Genomic DNA, 15217 nt, shown 5'->3' with positions numbered 1-15217 from the left:
GCATCGCGCCGCGTTGCATCCCCATCATGATTGTCAAAGAGGGCACCAATGCTGATTCCGCACTTTTCGGAAATGACCGCGAGCGTCTTTGCAGAACGAATTTAAAGCCTCGCACATTAAACATACTGTCCGGAAGGGAGCGCTGATTAATATCAAGGTGTACGTCACCAAATAAAAAGAGTAGTCGAAATTCTCCTTTGAGTGGCTATAGTTCTTGTTACCTCATGCGTTTATCGTATCCGGGATCTAACGGAATATGTGACTCGCGTCCTGGCATGGCAATAAAGGCTTTTCGCCTTAGTGGGCCAAGCCATTAAGAACTGAGGAGATTGCCATGTCTGCATCCCGTCAAGATGATGCCTGCTTCTTCCGCGTCGAGCGTGCAACAACTCTTACGTGCATTCGTCGTTCGAAATTTGTCATCGCTCTCATTGTATGTGCGGCGTACACAACACCTTCTCACTCACAAGGCTGCCAAAGTACAAGCTACATTCCGGGCATTACGCCATTTGTAATGCAACATGCCAACGGCACGACAGTTGCCCTTCTGGCTGATAGTGTTAACTATCGACGTACCGCCCACGTGTGGATAAACGACGGATATCGCGGGCAATATTTCATACCGTTCGACGTTTTCCCTGGAGAGGTTCAAGTGCGCTTGCAACAGGGAATTCGCTATGAAACGTTTTTAGCAAGAGTGCGAACCCCCATACGCTACACACCGTATGTAATCGCCTGCGGCCCCTGGTTCGGCAACTTCAGGTGACATTGCTGCTCACTCTTCCACTTCGACGATCGGAGCGACTATGTTGCGGCTAGGGTTAATCTTTCGGCGGCAGGAATCGATATGGTCCAGGCTGCTGATATTCTTCCTTACCTTCCTGATAGCTATTCCTGCCTTTGGTCAAGCTGGTCTGGCCCTGATTGCCGGCAATACCAGTGGGCCAGGTGCGGTCGATGCCGTCGGAACAGCAACACGATTCAGAGTGCCGGCCGGGATCGCAGCCGATGCTGCGGGAAATGTTTATGTGGCCGACACGGGCAACCACGCGATCCGTAAGATCGATCGAGGCGGCGGCGTGAGCACGTTCGCCGGCACCATGGGAATTGTTGGCGGCGCCGACGGCCCACAAAACATGGCGCGCTTCAATACGCCTGTCGGAATCGCCGTCGATGCCGCAGGAAATGTATACGTTGCAGATACTGGTAACCACATCATTCGAAGGATCTCGCCGTCCGGTGTCACCACCACCGTCGCAGGTACGATGCAGGTCGGCGGTAGCGTCGATGGAGTTGGCACCGCTGCGCAGTTCAATGCTCCAACTGGCATAGCCGTAGATGCAGCCAACAACCTGTATGTCGCGGATGCGTTCAATCATACGATTCGGAGAATATCATCGACAGGCGTTGTCACTACTCTCGCCGGTATGCCCCACATCAGCGGAAGTGACGATGGGACAGGACAAGCGGCTCGTTTCAATACACCGGTGGGCATTGCTGTGGATACGGCAGCTAACGTGTATGTGGCAGATGCCGGAAACAATACAGTGCGCAGGATCGATGGGGCAGGCGTAGTGACTACCTTGGCGGGAATGACCGGCATTCCCGCTGCCAACGATGGAATTGGAACTATTGCCGGATTCAACACGCCTTTCGGAATTGCCGCCGATAACACTGGAAACCTTTGGGTGGCCGATACGGGAAATTTCACGGTACGTCGCATCAGTGCTGACGGTACGGTGACAACTTTCGCTGGGATCGCGGGCAGTTTCGGTAATGAAGACGGGACTGCAGAAGCGAGATTTAACGCGCCATACGGGATTGCGGTCAATCCATCCGGCGGTTTGTATATTGCCGATACCGGCAACCATACCGTTCGGGGAATCTCGCTTGCGGGTGCAGTCACGACCTACGCAGGTCCTTTGCCAGGCGGGGGAAGCATGGACGGAACTGGCGCTGCGGCCCGGTTTACTATTCCATTCGGCATCGCTGCTGAGGCGTCAGGAACCCTTTACGTGTCCGACACCGGAAACCATTCTATTCGTAAGATTAGTCCCGCGGGCACAGTGGCCACTTTTGCAGGAACGGCGGGCAGTCCGGGTGCCGCCGATGGTAGCGGCGTTGCGAGTCAATTCAATCTGCCGTACGGTATCGCAGTCGATACAATTGGCAATGTATATGTGGCCGACACCGGCAATCACGTTATCCGCAAGATCACCGGCACAGGTGTGGTTACGACCATGGCGGGAGTTGCCGGACAGGCAGGCAATGCCGACGGAACCGGGTTGGATGCGCGTTTTAATACCCCGGCCGGCATTGCTGTGGATTCGGCGGGCACTGTCTATGTAGCGGACACGGGCAATCATACGATCCGTAAAGTCACATCCACAGGCGTAGTCTCCACTCTCGCGGGGGTGCCGGGCAGCTTTAGCAGCGGTGCCGATGGAACCGGCCCCGCCGCGCGATTTAACACACCGCTTGGCATCGCATCCGATCCTGGCGGCACCCTGTATGTCGCAGACTCAGGAAATCACACGATTCGTAAGGTCAGCCCGGCAGGCGTGGTCAGTACGGTTGCCGGGAGTGTCGAAACCGCCGGCAGCCTGGATGGCAATGGGCGACAAGCGCAGTTCAACACTCCAGTAGGCATCGCGGTGGATGCGGCAGGAACCATCTACGTCGCCGATACCGGGAATCACACCATTCGCAGGCTTACCCCCGCAGGCGATGTCACAACCATTGCCGGTACCCCGAACGTTGGCGGGGTCGCTTTGGGCGCTTTGCCAGGAAATCTTGATTTTCCTGTTGGCTTGGCATTGAGCGGTCCGAATAGCATGGCCGTTACTAGTGGGAATAGCGTAATCAAGCTTAGCTTGCAATAGTAAGGATGGCCATACGCCAGGCCAATCGCTCATGACAACGCTGTTGCCAAGCTTGCCGGTTCTCCAGGCAAAGTGAAGTTTTGATAAAGAACCTGAGGTATCACGAAAGTGAATAGCGCCACATCATGAACGGAAAGTGGGATTATTTCTGGATTGCTCCATACTGATTACATCGAAGTCTACACATGTAATGAAGGAGCTCATAATGACTACAGCGACTGTTGCCACTTACCCCGCCTCCGGCGTTGCCGGTAACTATGCCGACAACCTGGGTCGTGCTGCTCGTCGACTGATCGCCGCGTTACTGGGCGCACAGCCCCGAATCGTAGCCGCCGCCCCGAAGACCGCTGCTGTATCGGCAAGTGCCAGCGGCGTCAATCTGATGAAGTTGTATCGTCTATCGGGCAGCACTGATTCCGTTCGTCCGGCAGTCCTTGCAGAACTACGGGCGATCGCTTCGCAGCATGATTAAGCGGTCTGCACAAAATTAATTTCTGCTGGACCAAACGCCGCTTCCCTTATAGAGGCGGCTTTTTTTGATGGTGCATTTCCATTGTTACGTTTAACCGGAAATGCTTCCTACAGCTCCCGGCGATTCGTTCGGTCCGATCCCCCGGTCTTACAGAATTGCACTGCATTGGCAATGTAATAACAAAATGGGCGCAAGTCTGGATCGCCAGCCGCTCGGCCCATTTCGCGTGTTGGCGAACCTGCCCATTGCGCATTTCCTCCATACGCGTTAAGCCACGCATCGAACTGCCGCCAAGAAAATGGTCGCCTGTGTGTTCGATAAGAGAAAAAATTTCGCAAGAAATACCCACTCGGCCCAGGGGATGTCCTCACTTCAATTGCAAAAGAGCAATCGATGAACAGGAGGGTATTGCATGACAGATATGCGCTCCAGCGCTCGCAGTCAGCGCGAAATATCCTGACCGGTTACACTGCACTCGCAAGGCCGGCGTTATCGTTTGCAACTTCTTCACGTTTATAGCATTTGCAACTTTTCTCCAGGCCGTTTATATTCATTCCTCTTGACAAGATTACAGCAAAACGGTTGTCCCACTGACGAGGTCGACAATGGCAGATGCGTGGCATGAGCTTCAAAATGCAATACGGGCATTACGCAAACAAGGTGACATCCGGGTCCGACTGGCCGAGGCGTACCGACACCTGGACAAGGTCAGATTGAAGGATCTGCCCAGCGAGGTAAGACAGGATCATGACTGGCTGTACACCCACCTTCATCCGTGTTCCGTAGATAGTGTTTTAACGGAAATACGCACAGCAGTTGAGCGATTGTCCGCAGCGCAGTTGAGCGAGGCGGTTCACCGCATTGTTGCACTGCATACCGGCCTCCAGCAGTATCAGCCGCCTGCGGGCCAGGCAGCTACAAAGCGGGTCGCGTGCAATATGGAAAAGCCGCCTGACAGGGAAAAGCCGAAACAGTTGGAACTGTGGAACTTCTGATGGTCCGATCTGGTCGTTATATTCTGTCTGGTAAACGCAACGAAGTATTTCCAAGAATGATTCCTCAGAACAATCGATCCAAACTCGTTATCGCCATTCGGGAAACGGACATGCCGCTTGCACACACTATCCTGGGAGACGAATACGAGCTGGTATTTAGCCATACCCTGGAAACCGCCCAAGCCGCTGTTGCCAAGGGTATAGAGGCAGTTGTCTGCGGCGTGCATTTTTCCCAAGGTGCGGTATTCGAGCTTTTGCAGTTTGTGAGATCAAGTTCAACGGTTGGCCAGGTCCCGTTTTTCGTGCTGCTCGATTCGAAAGGGCGTTACGCTTACTCGCCGGCGATCGTGCATGGCTTGCGCGCTGCTGCGAAAGCGTTGGGCGCAACCCAGTTCACTGATCTTGGCGGACTGGCCGAAAAAGTCGGAAATATGGAAGCGGTTGAAGTGTTGCGTCGGGGACTGCGGGACGCGATTACTTGCACGAGCAATTGAGCCGGACGAGTCGCCTGCGGACGCTAAAATAACCAATGGAAAAACTGTTCGTTGAATGGCGAGGCCGATAGTTGCGGCAGTTGCCAGTAACTGCACTATTGATCATGACCACCGGGATTGCAAGCGTGGTGCGATGACACCGTTTGGACAACTAGGCAAGGCCATATTGACATATCTCTAATGCGCGCATGCGTCCCTTACTAAGCTGATAGCGGTGCAGGCTGAAGAAGCCCGCCAGGTTGGCATAAGGGGAACCTTGAAAATCTGACCAACAAGGAAAGTAGAGGTGTGACATGAACCGCAGGATGATTGGAACATTGTTTGCAGTTTCTTATCTCTTTACCGGCTTTGCAGGCGCCGAGAATGACTCGGGACGTAATTTCTCCGCGCGCTTGACCGGATTCAATGAAGTTCCCCTCGCCATCCTGTCGCCAGGATCCGGAACACTTGATGTATCCATTGATGAAGGCGCAGGCACAATGCAATACACGCTGTCCTATTCGGGCGTGACAAGTCCAGTGTCTCAAGCCCATATTCACTTCGGCAAACATCATGTTAACGGTGGCGTTATCGCCTTCCTGTGCTCGAATCTGGCTAATCCCCCGACCGGCACTCCTGCCTGCCCGCAACTTGAAGGTACAGTCAGCGGCACGATCACCTCCGAGAGTGTTGTAGCACAGGCCCCGCAAAATCTGGCCGCTGGTGATTTCACTGGCCTGGTTGCTGCCATTGCGACTCGCACAGCCTATGGAAACGTTCATACGACGAGATTTCCCGCAGGAGAACTCCGCGGCCAGCTTCTTAGGACGGGGCAGTAAGAGGTAAACTACTACGTGGATCGGGTGCCAAGAACCTTGAGAACGGGTTTGTCGGCAATCAGTGATACCACCTGGCGGGTCCGAAGCATATTGAATCGGCCACAGCCGGGAAGGCATCAATGACTACAGTGCCCCTGGCTAGAGTCCTGTTTCCTCAGTTCGTTGAATAAACGCGACGACAATTGCGCCGATACCGCGTCAAAAAAGCACAGCAAGGCCTCGGCCTTGCTGTGCTTTTTCCTTGTCTCGACACAATTTCGCCGCATTTATTTTTCAACGAATTGGCGGAACAGGACACCAGGCGTCCGAAGCAGCTAAATTCGGAGAGGAATCGGCTAAACGGACGAAAGAAACCATGGTCAAGCGGAGTGTGGCGGGGCCTCTCATTGTGTCGCGATCACCGCTACAGGATCCACACATCCCGCTTGACCGGAAGATTTAGTTGCTTAGTTCCGTGCGATCTTCTGAATCGCCAGCATGATCGCCACGGCTTTCTCAATGACCTCGGCCTGGCTGGCAACGCCCATGGACTCTTTCAATTCATGCAAACCTTGACGCGTCGCCTGCGATACAGGCACGTTGATGAAACCATCCGGCTTGCTGCTGACCACTGTTGAAATCGATCTCGGCATAACATTCTCCTCATTATTCGTTAAGTATTACCGCGTGCCGCATTATAGATGACCCATTAAGGCCTCATTGGACATCGGTTAGAAAAACTTGCTTGCGTATCGGTACTCGCATGGCGTATTCAATATGTAGCATAACTAATACAGATTGTGGCTGTAAAGCGTGTACGCATCAATCCCCTGTTCGTGCTGAACCGGCCGCACAATTCACTGACCGGCGCGAGCTCATTTAAGAGTAGTTTCACCCTGACTGTGCCGTCGATGCCGGACGCTTTGCCCGCGGCACGGCGTTGCATCTCCTTGCCATGGCTCGCCATGTCGCGTCGCCGCGCCTTGTTCCACAGACAAATCGCCTCGGCCTCACCTGGCAAGTCAGGGCGAAACTACTCTAGCGGGGCGGACGCTGAAAATTTCCATTGTGCTTCTTCGGCGCGCCGCCCGCACCTTTATTGCCGCGCGACTTATTAAACTTTGGACGACGTGGCTCCGTCGCGCCGGGCTGATCAAGCCAGGCATCCAGCTGTTCCCGAACGCGTGCCATGCCACCGGTTAGTCGCAAGTAACGGTTTCTGAAGGTCTGTCGCAAGACTTCATCCGTCTTGGCAGGTACATCCTCACGCAGACCGATCACGCGTTGGCATTGATCAAGCGCCTGGGCATGGGGCACATCATCGACGGCTATGGCTGTCAAACTCAGTTGCGGATACATCTGTTGCAAGTCGCTGAAGTCCTGTGGGCTTGCACCGACGACACCCACGATGGGTTTAAAACTGCTATTGGCAGACGGCGGCAACTTTGGATCAAACAATGGTTGCACATCATTGTCCATATCACTTTCTTCTTCATCGTCGACGGTCGTTTCCGGATATACGTTGCCGACCGCGTCCGCCTTTTTATAAAGGACAGGCTCCTGGCGCGGGTTCGACCGGTGTTGTTCATTTCGGCGGAGCGATGGATCGCCGGTGCCAGCCTTGTTCCGATCGATTCCGCCGGCAGGGGGTATTGCTCGTCGCAACATAGCGGACATGGCATTGATATTGGCTGGTTGGGACACGACGTTAACCAATGCCTTCGCGAACTCCTCACATACCATGGTAATAAAGGGACGTACGACCTCAATGAAGTCCTTTGTAGCAGGAGCAGGCAGTTGCTGCATAGATCCTACGTGTCCGGTCGCCGACTTGTGTTTCGAGAGCGAGTCGGCAGGGCGAGGATCACGCGGCTGACCTTGGCGTTCCTTACTTCTGTCGGCATTGAAAGCTGGTCGAGCGACGTCGACTGTAGCGGTGGCACCATTGAGCCGCGATCCGTTCTGTGTAGCGTGACCGCTTTCTGAAGACGCTACCGCGTCTGCGCGGCCGGTATCAGGGATCCCAACTGGCACTTCAATGGAAATTGGCGTAGCGCCGGTCTTGTTGTCCGCCTCCATTGTATTTTGGCCAGGAGACTTCGGTTCAATCTGGCGTGACTGAGCTTGCAAGGGTTCCTGTTGGGGCGTGCCTGCTGCCTTCGCAAGAATCGGCTTTAGCTTTTGACGGATCGCCTGAAACCCTTGTGAAATGGAAATGAGCTTGCGATGCCGGTCCTCCGGCAATGCGCTTTCCTGCGCCAGAAAGACATCCTTGGCTTTGACCTCGCTGAGGTCCGCGGACGACGACAATGCGGGACCCATTGTTTGATAAAGCTGCTTTGCAATCAATTCCCATTCTCCGTCAGTCCATTTAATGACCGCGGCAGGAGAGGGTTGTTTAAGTTTTGTGGTCATGCAGAGTAATTAACGGTAAATAAATGAGAGAAACAAGAAAGTGCAGTAGCGTATAAATGCAAGATGAGCCCGCGAATACGGGGCCAAAACGCGTATCCGTAACAAAAGGGCCGGATCACCTTTGTCGCATCAAGGATCAATATTAAGGAAACATGCAATCGCAACATGATTCGACGACACTTAACCGGACTAATTCGCTTGATTCAAAAAGGCTGCGCAATGGTTGCGGAAAAAGGCCGTACGTTTGTATGAGCCCGTAATCAACGATCCAGAAAATTCCGGCACAGCTCATGTCACGCGATGTATTGCATCGCCGAGCAGGCAAACCGGATGAACGTAAGTTGCCTAATCAGGTCGATGTTTCCGCGGCTATTATGCCATTAAAACTAAAGAGCCTCAGTTTATATGGCAAACCGGGACATTGGATGAAGGAACGGCGACAACAGGCGCAGGCTGCTCGTATTGACACCAAAAGGCGAGCTGCCCAATTATCTGTCGAACCGGTAGCAAAAGTATATGTATCCCGCACGTTGAATGTAGACGCGTCGCGGCCATTTCTATCTTCGAAATCCTTCTCGCATAAACATGCTGGCCGTAGCGACTTCATTGGCCATTGGATAACATCGGCAAGATCGTTCGAACCACCTGGATCACGGCAGGACCGATGATGACCATGATGATCGACGGGAAGATGAATACGACGAGAGGAAACAGCATCTTGGTGGGGACTTTGGCGGCCAACTCTTCGGCCCGCATCTGCCGCTTGTGGCGCAGATCATCGGAGAACACGCGCAGCGATTCGCCAATACTCGTTCCAAAACGATCCGCCTGCGTCAGCATGGTGGTAAAAACGCCAATCTCCTCTACGCCAGTGCGCAACGCAAGATTGCGAAGAGATTTCTCACGCGTTCCGCCGGCACGCATCTCGAGGTTGGTCAGTTGCAGCTCTTCAGCCAACGCGAGGCTCTTCATTTTCATTTCCTCGGCTACTTTGGTCAGCCCAGCGTCCAGTCCAAGTCCTGCCTCGACACAAACAAGCATTAGGTCTGCGGCGTCGGGGAAATTGTCGAAAATTTCGCGTTTGCGCGCCTTGACCTGCCAGTGCAAGGCGATATTCGGCAAATAGCAGCCGGCGAGGGCGGCAACCATCAGACACAAGATCAGCGTCAAGCCTTCAACCTGGCTTGTCGTCCGCAGCGCAAAGAAAGTCATCGTTGCAAAGAGCAGAGGAAGCAAGGTCTTGGCGCCGTAAAACATCAGGCGGGCACTGGAATGCCGGATGCCGGCGTTAATAAACTTGACCCGCTGCTCATTCTCCTGCCTTTGTTCTACCTCAAATCGGCTTAGACAGGAAAAATTAGCCATGATTCACTACTAGTACAAACCTCCTACTTAACCGCGTTGATAAAAAGGGCGACTTGTACCAGCTAAAAAAGGACTTTTTTACCATGTGCGAAAACGTCGACTCCCTTATCGTTGATCTAACAATAAATCGTGCCGATCTGGGGATGAAACCGTCGTGGCTACTCCTCTCAAGTGCAGATGCGGTATGCAACGGGCCGAACTCACTCGATGCTACTCATGCATCTGTGAAAGTACGAACCGATGCCCGGCAATAGGCCAGGTACTTGCAGGGCTGTTTGCCGCTGCGCTACCCAGTACGGAATTACCTAAGGGAAGCAAGGCTGTACAGGATCGCTGGAAATCTGCTGTGACCCGGCAGATGGATAGGATAAACAGCAGGAGGTCTCGGAGAAAGCGCAGGGGATCCAATACGGCGCCGGATTCGCGAACAATAAAACTTGCCGAGTAGTTCGTGCAGTAAGGCCCGTTAGTTTAATTAATCTCAATTTTCGAAAGGAATCATGATGGAAATGATTAAGAAATTCATTCGTGACGAAGAAGGCGCAACCGCAATCGAATACGGCCTGCTGGCCGGCCTGATTTCGGTGGTCATCATCACCGCCGTGACCAATGTGGGCGTGGAACTGGACCGCATCTTCGATCTGATCGATACGGAGCTGGCGAAAGCGGTACTTGGCGGCGGCGCTTAAAAAGAGAGCGGATCTCGCCTGACATCCTGGCGTGACCTGGCACTGTATTTCCGGACGCGATCGCTTCCGGAAATACAGCCTCAGAGGTCCAACTCAGCGCGAGATAGGGCCAAGTTTTTTAAAGGCATGTGAAACAAGACATCGGCAAGGCAAAAAATGATCGACGAACTTCTTCTCGTTGGACTGGTAGGGGTGGCAGCGATATCAGACCTCGCTTCACGCCGCATACCCAACCTCCTGATTGTGATCGGACTCCTCGCTGCGCTTGGAGCGCAAACGCTACTTCCAGACGGTTCCGGATGGACGACCTGGCTGCTTGGCGCGTTGACTGGATTCATTCTATTTCTCCCGGTTTACGCGCTGCGCGGCATGGGTGCCGGCGATGTGAAGCTGATGGCTGCGGTAGGCGCATTCGTCGGGGCATCTGTCGCGGTCAAGATCGCTCTGGCGACTTTCCTGATCGGGGGCGTGTGGGCGCTGGCCGTCATCCTGTTCAAGGGAAAGTGCCGTGAGGCCTGGATCAACATTCGCACGCTATTGGAGCCAGTATTGATGCGGGCCGCAAGAATGCCATCGGAGACGACCGGCATGCCGATGGCAAGCGTAGGCCGCCTACCGTATGGCGCGGCGATCGCGCTGGGCACCCTGACCATCATGTTCTGGGGACGCTGGTGAAGCCTGTGCCCCACAAGCCGGGCACAGAACAACACTCGGCAACGACAACGGTTTAGACAGGAAAACAGAACATGCAGCACATCGATGGCAGGTTTGGAGGAGCATCAACCTCATCGGCCGCACAGATCGGTGAGGACGCAGTGGCGGCTAACAAGCAGCCGTTGTCCCTTTCTGCGGCACAGTCAGATTCGTCCGTGGAGATCATGCCCGGATCGCCGAAGACGGTGCGGGAAACCGGCCTTGACCGCCTGCTGATCATCGAACTGATAGGCAAGACCATCTTTTTATTCGGCAAGATCCACCTGCCAATCCTGGCCGCAAGGCTCAAGCTGTCGATCAACGTATTAAATGAAGTGCTCGGTTTCATGGTGGCGGAACACATGGCGGAGATCGTTCGGCGCGGGGCGTCGGATATCGATGTCGAATACCAGCTAACCGATGCTGGCAAGCAGCGTGCCGGGGAGTTCATGTCGCGCTGCCGTTACATCGGGCCGGCGCCTGTCACGCTTTCCGCCTATCGGGAAATGATCGAGCGCCAGTCGGTGCGGTCCAACCGTGTCACTCAGCAGGATCTCGCTGCGGCATTCGCCGATTTCACCCTCAATCCCGGGGTCCGCGACCAAGTCGGCGCCGCGATGAATTCGGGCCGGCCGCTGTTCCTCTATGGGCCGGCTGGCAGCGGCAAGACCTATCTGGCCGAGAAACTCGGGCGCCTGATGCATGGGTTGGTGGCCGTACCGCACGCCATCGTAGTCGAGAACGAAATTATCCAGGTGTTCGATCCGTTGATACACCAGGCGGTGCCGATCGAGCCTGCGAGCGAGTCACTCGATCGCAGGACCAGCGACGGCAGGTGGCTAATGTGCCAGCGGCCGATCGTGCTCACCGGCGGCGAGCTGACGCTGCCTATGCTCGAACTGCGCTACGACTACGGCACCGGTTTTTACCAGGCGCCGCCGCACTTCAAGGCCAACAGTGGCATCTTCATCGTGGACGATCTCGGCCGCCAGCAGGTGGCGCCGAAGGACTTGATGAACCGCTGGATCGTTCCGCTGGATCGCGCATGCGACCATCTCACCTTGCATACCGGCTACAAGTTCACGGTACCGTTCGATGTGTCGGTGGTGTTTTCCACCAACCTCCGGCCTGAGTCGCTGGCAGACGAGTCCTTCATGCGGCGCCTTGGCTACAAGATCCATGTCGGACCGATGTCCGAGGGCGAATACCGGGATGTATTGCGCGAACACGGCCGTGCGCTGGGAGTCGATTACGACGAGAGTGGCTTTCGCTACTTGGTCGACGAGCTGCATGCAAAGGGCGAACGGCCGCTGCTCGCCTGCTATCCGCGCGATCTACTGGGCCAGGTCGTTGACTACGCCAGGTATCGGGGCGAGCCGCCCGCGATGACCGCGCAAGCATTGAAGCAGGCATGGAGCACCTATTTTGCCAAGCACGACGAAACGGTCGACTCATGAACGGACCGAGAGACGGCGTGCGGACGAAATACATGAGGCATGAGTCCGCAAGCGCGGATGTGAAGTGGAAAGTGATGACACCAAGGAGACTGAAGTGAAAAACACGCGTGCCATATTGATCATGGTGGTTGCCATCGCCGCCGGGCTTGCTGCCGTATTCTTCGCTTCGCGCTGGCTGATGGAGCGATCGAACATCGGTGTGGGCAAGATCGCGGTGGCAGCGGTCGACATCAACCTGGGGCAGCGGCTCACCCCGGAGATCGTCAAGATGGTGGATTGGCCGGCGGGTAGCATGCCACCCGGATCGTTCATCGATCCGAAGAAACTCGACGGCCGGGTGCTCAAGGTCAGCGTCATGCGCGGCGAGCCGCTGATGGAGGCCAAACTCGCTCCGATTGGCACCAAGGGTGGTCTGTCGGCAGTGATCACCGAAGGCAAGCGCGCCATCACGGTACGCGTCAATGATGTCATCGGCGTGGCTGGCTTCGCGCTGCCAGGAAACTATGTGGACATCATCGTCAGCACCCAGAAAGAGAGCGCCGGGAACGAGCAGAACAAGAACATTTCAAAAATCGTGCTTGAGCGCATCCTGGTCCTGGCAGTTGCCCAGGAAGTCAGCCGCGACGATACCAAGCCGCGCGTCGTCAACGCGGTCACACTCGAAGTATCTCCGGAGCAGGCTGAGAAGCTCGACCTCGCCCGTAGTGTAGGAACCCTGTCGCTGGCTCTGCGCAATCAGATTGATCCGAAGCCAGGCACTACCGAGGGCGCGACCAAGATTTCGCTACTGAGCGAAAAGCTGCCGCCTCCCGACGAACCGAAACCCGTGGTCAAGAAAATCAAGGCGCGTGCGCCTGCCCCGGCTCCGCTCACCTGCGTGGGCGTGATCACAGGATCGCGCGGGTCGCAGGAATGCTACTGATCGTCTAATTAAAAGAACGAGATATCGAATACACAGTTTCAACTACAAGGGACGGCCAAGATGAGAACAAGCAGAAATGCACCCAGCTACCGAACGGTCGCATTCGCCATCGGGATTGCCGCTTTCTCCATGAGCCTGGCCGTCGAGCCGGCGTATGCGCAGGTTGCGATGGAAGCCGGGAACGTCGCGAAGAACTCGGGCGAAGCAATCACCGGGAACAATCGGACGCAAACCGGCGCCCGTGCCGCAGCCCCCATGAAAGCGGCTGCCGGGTCTCCCGCACCGGCTGCGGGGGCAAAAGCGCAAACCCAGACGATGCCCGGGCCGCGATGCACGCAAGGCATGGCCCCACCTTCCGAACCGCTGGAACTGAAAATGGGGAAATCAACGCTGCTGCGCATGCAGAACCCGGTTGCTTATCGGACCGTAGGCAGTCCCGACATCGTTCAGGCGGTACTGGTGCCGCCCGATGGCCTGTATCTGCTCGGGGTCAGCGCCGGCAGTACGAACATGATCATCCAGGACAAGAGCGGGACATGCCATGTCATCGATGTCTTGGTCCGCATGGATCCGGCGGCATTGACGGCTACCCTCAGGCAGCTGATGCCCGACGAGAAAGATATTTACGTCACCCCGGCCGCCAACAGCCTGGTACTGAGCGGCGAGGTGGACGATGCTGCCGCGGTGCAGCGAGCGGTCGAGATCGCCGATGTATTCATGCGGCGTTACGCACCCGTGCGCAGCGTTCAAATTTCGGAAGCCGGCGCGCAACCATCCTTGCCCGAAACCGTCGTTAACCAACTGCGGGTCAGGGCGCCGCAGCAGGTCATGCTCGAAGTCAAAGTCGCCGAAGTATCGAAGAACTTGCTCGAAAAGCTCGGCGTGAGTGCGTCGCTCCAGGCAACGGGCGGAAGCTGGGCCTATACCCTGCTGACCAACTTCCTCAGTGGTACGGCCAATGGCTTGTTCAACGCCACCAAGTCCAACGGCAACGATGTAAGCCTGGAAGCGGAGAAGCGTGACGGATTGGTGAAAATTCTCGCCGAGCCGAATCTCATGGCGATCAGCGGACAGCAAGGAGAATTCAATGCAGGCGGAAAAATTCTCATCCCGGTAGCGCAAACCAACAACGCCGGTTTTGCAACCATCACGTTGGAAGAGAAGAAGTTCGGCGTTAAGATGATTTTTACGCCCACCGTACTTGCAGGCGGCCGCATCAATCTGAAGGTGTTGGCAGGAGTATCAGAACTCTCCCGCGAAGGCGTGGGCATTACAGCCGCCGGCATAACGGGCCGGTCCATCCTTCCACTGATTAATGACCGGAACGCGTCAACTACGGTACAACTGTTCGACGGCCAGAGCTTCGCCATCGGCGGATTGATCAAGAACAATGTCACTACCAATATAAGGGCGTTGCCGGTGCTGGGCGAAGTGCCGGTACTGGGAGCCCTGTTCCGCAGCACCGATTTCCAGGAGGACAGGACCGAGCTGCTGTTCGTCATCACGCCGCGCCTGGTCAAGCCGATGCCAGCGAATTACGCGTTGCCGACCGATAAGATGATCAATCCCAGCCGCCCCGAACTGTTCTTAGGCGGGACCATGGAAGGCAGAGCGCCGGAGATGCCGGCGTCCGCCCAGACCGCCATGCCGCCTGTGCAGGATGCGAGGGCACAAAGAGTGTCCGGCGGTTTTGAATTGAAATGAGGAGAGCACAGTGAAAAACGCAGCGACAAACCATGCTAAAAAACGGCTGCCTCTGCCGGTGGCTGTCTTGTTCATCGCGCCGTGCCTGCTAGCCGGATGCGCGCAGCCTACTCCGCAATTCGACGCGACCTTTGGCGATTCCGTCCGCACGGCGGTCGCGCAGCAGACGCTCAATCCCGATGCATCGAGGAATAACGATCCGGTCAGCGGCATCGATGGCCGTGCCGCGCAAGAGGCAATGAACCGCTACCAGAAATCCTTCGCGGAGAAGGAGCCGCCGCGCAGCGACGTTACGATCAACATCAGCGGCGGCAGGTAGATGCAGCGCTTTT

General features: G+C 55.7%; 15 protein-coding genes. 12 read left to right on the top strand and 3 right to left on the bottom strand.

All coding sequences use genetic code 11. The features are described 5' to 3' along the window. Positions 1-334: 334 nt before the first annotated feature. The 6 genes from D3871_RS30075 (at position 335) to D3871_RS29105 (ending at position 5661) form a co-directional block, all read left to right on the top strand. Complete coding sequence (locus D3871_RS30075) at positions 335-766, top strand: hypothetical protein (RefSeq protein WP_147376944.1); 432 nt, start codon at positions 335-337, stop codon at positions 764-766. Positions 767-806: 40 nt separating this feature from the next. Beyond that, a complete protein-coding gene (locus tag D3871_RS29125; protein ID WP_119772632.1) occupies positions 807-2882 on the top strand; it encodes an NHL repeat-containing protein in 2076 nt (691 codons plus the stop codon). A gap of 205 nt (positions 2883-3087) precedes the next feature. Next, a complete protein-coding gene (locus D3871_RS29120; RefSeq protein ID WP_119772631.1) occupies positions 3088-3354 on the top strand; it encodes a hypothetical protein in 267 nt (88 codons plus the stop codon). 605 nt (positions 3355-3959) lie between these two features. After that, positions 3960-4349 carry a hypothetical protein gene (locus D3871_RS29115; protein ID WP_119772630.1) on the top strand — a complete coding sequence of 130 codons (390 nt, stop codon included), beginning with the start codon at positions 3960-3962 and terminating at the stop codon, positions 4347-4349. Then, positions 4337-4843, top strand: a complete 507-nt coding sequence (locus D3871_RS29110) for a hypothetical protein (RefSeq protein WP_147376943.1) — start codon at positions 4337-4339, stop codon at positions 4841-4843. The genes D3871_RS29115 and D3871_RS29110 overlap by 13 nt, the downstream gene beginning before the upstream one ends. Before the next feature lie 293 nt (positions 4844-5136). After that, the gene (locus D3871_RS29105; protein WP_119772628.1) at positions 5137-5661 is read left to right on the top strand and encodes a CHRD domain-containing protein; all 525 of its coding nucleotides are present in this window, start codon (positions 5137-5139) and stop codon (positions 5659-5661) included. A 446-nt stretch (positions 5662-6107) separates the two neighbouring features. Here D3871_RS29105 and D3871_RS29100 read toward each other — a convergent pair whose 3' ends face one another. From D3871_RS29100 to D3871_RS29085, 3 genes are all read right to left on the bottom strand, one after another. Further along, positions 6108-6293: a hypothetical protein gene (locus D3871_RS29100; RefSeq protein ID WP_119772627.1), complete on the bottom strand. Its 186-nt coding sequence runs from the start codon at positions 6291-6293 to the stop codon at positions 6108-6110. 385 nt (positions 6294-6678) lie between these two features. Continuing rightward, entirely contained in the window at positions 6679-8055 is a 1377-nt protein-coding gene (locus D3871_RS29090; RefSeq protein WP_147376942.1) for a hypothetical protein, read from the bottom strand. Positions 8056-8658: 603 nt separating this feature from the next. Further along, positions 8659-9420 carry a type II secretion system F family protein gene (locus D3871_RS29085; RefSeq protein WP_119772624.1) on the bottom strand — a complete coding sequence of 254 codons (762 nt, stop codon included), beginning with the start codon at positions 9418-9420 and terminating at the stop codon, positions 8659-8661. Positions 9421-9920: 500 nt separating this feature from the next. On the opposite strand from D3871_RS29085, the gene D3871_RS29080 reads away from it, so the two are divergent. The 6 genes from D3871_RS29080 (at position 9921) to D3871_RS29055 (ending at position 15204) form a co-directional block, all read left to right on the top strand. Further along, positions 9921-10109, top strand: coding sequence for a Flp family type IVb pilin (locus D3871_RS29080; RefSeq protein ID WP_199724956.1), 189 nt, complete (start codon positions 9921-9923; stop codon positions 10107-10109). 156 nt (positions 10110-10265) lie between these two features. Next, the gene (locus D3871_RS29075) at positions 10266-10784 is read left to right on the top strand and encodes an A24 family peptidase (RefSeq protein ID WP_119772622.1); all 519 of its coding nucleotides are present in this window, start codon (positions 10266-10268) and stop codon (positions 10782-10784) included. Positions 10785-10855: 71 nt separating this feature from the next. Beyond that, complete coding sequence (locus D3871_RS29070; protein ID WP_233575864.1) at positions 10856-12259, top strand: P-loop NTPase family protein; 1404 nt, start codon at positions 10856-10858, stop codon at positions 12257-12259. Between the two features lie 94 nt (positions 12260-12353). Then, a complete protein-coding gene (cpaB, locus tag D3871_RS29065; RefSeq protein WP_119772621.1) occupies positions 12354-13181 on the top strand; it encodes a Flp pilus assembly protein CpaB in 828 nt (275 codons plus the stop codon). Between the two features lie 60 nt (positions 13182-13241). Next, positions 13242-14885, top strand: coding sequence for a type II and III secretion system protein family protein (locus D3871_RS29060; protein ID WP_233575863.1), 1644 nt, complete (start codon positions 13242-13244; stop codon positions 14883-14885). 10 nt (positions 14886-14895) lie between these two features. Beyond that, positions 14896-15204: a hypothetical protein gene (locus tag D3871_RS29055; RefSeq protein ID WP_420799688.1), complete on the top strand. Its 309-nt coding sequence runs from the start codon at positions 14896-14898 to the stop codon at positions 15202-15204. Positions 15205-15217: the final 13 nt, after the last annotated feature.

The sequence above is a fragment of the Noviherbaspirillum saxi genome, from assembly GCF_003591035.1.
Taxonomy (GTDB): Bacteria; Pseudomonadota; Gammaproteobacteria; order Burkholderiales; family Burkholderiaceae_D; genus Noviherbaspirillum; species Noviherbaspirillum saxi.
This window is presented reverse-complemented; position numbering and strand designations above follow the sequence as displayed.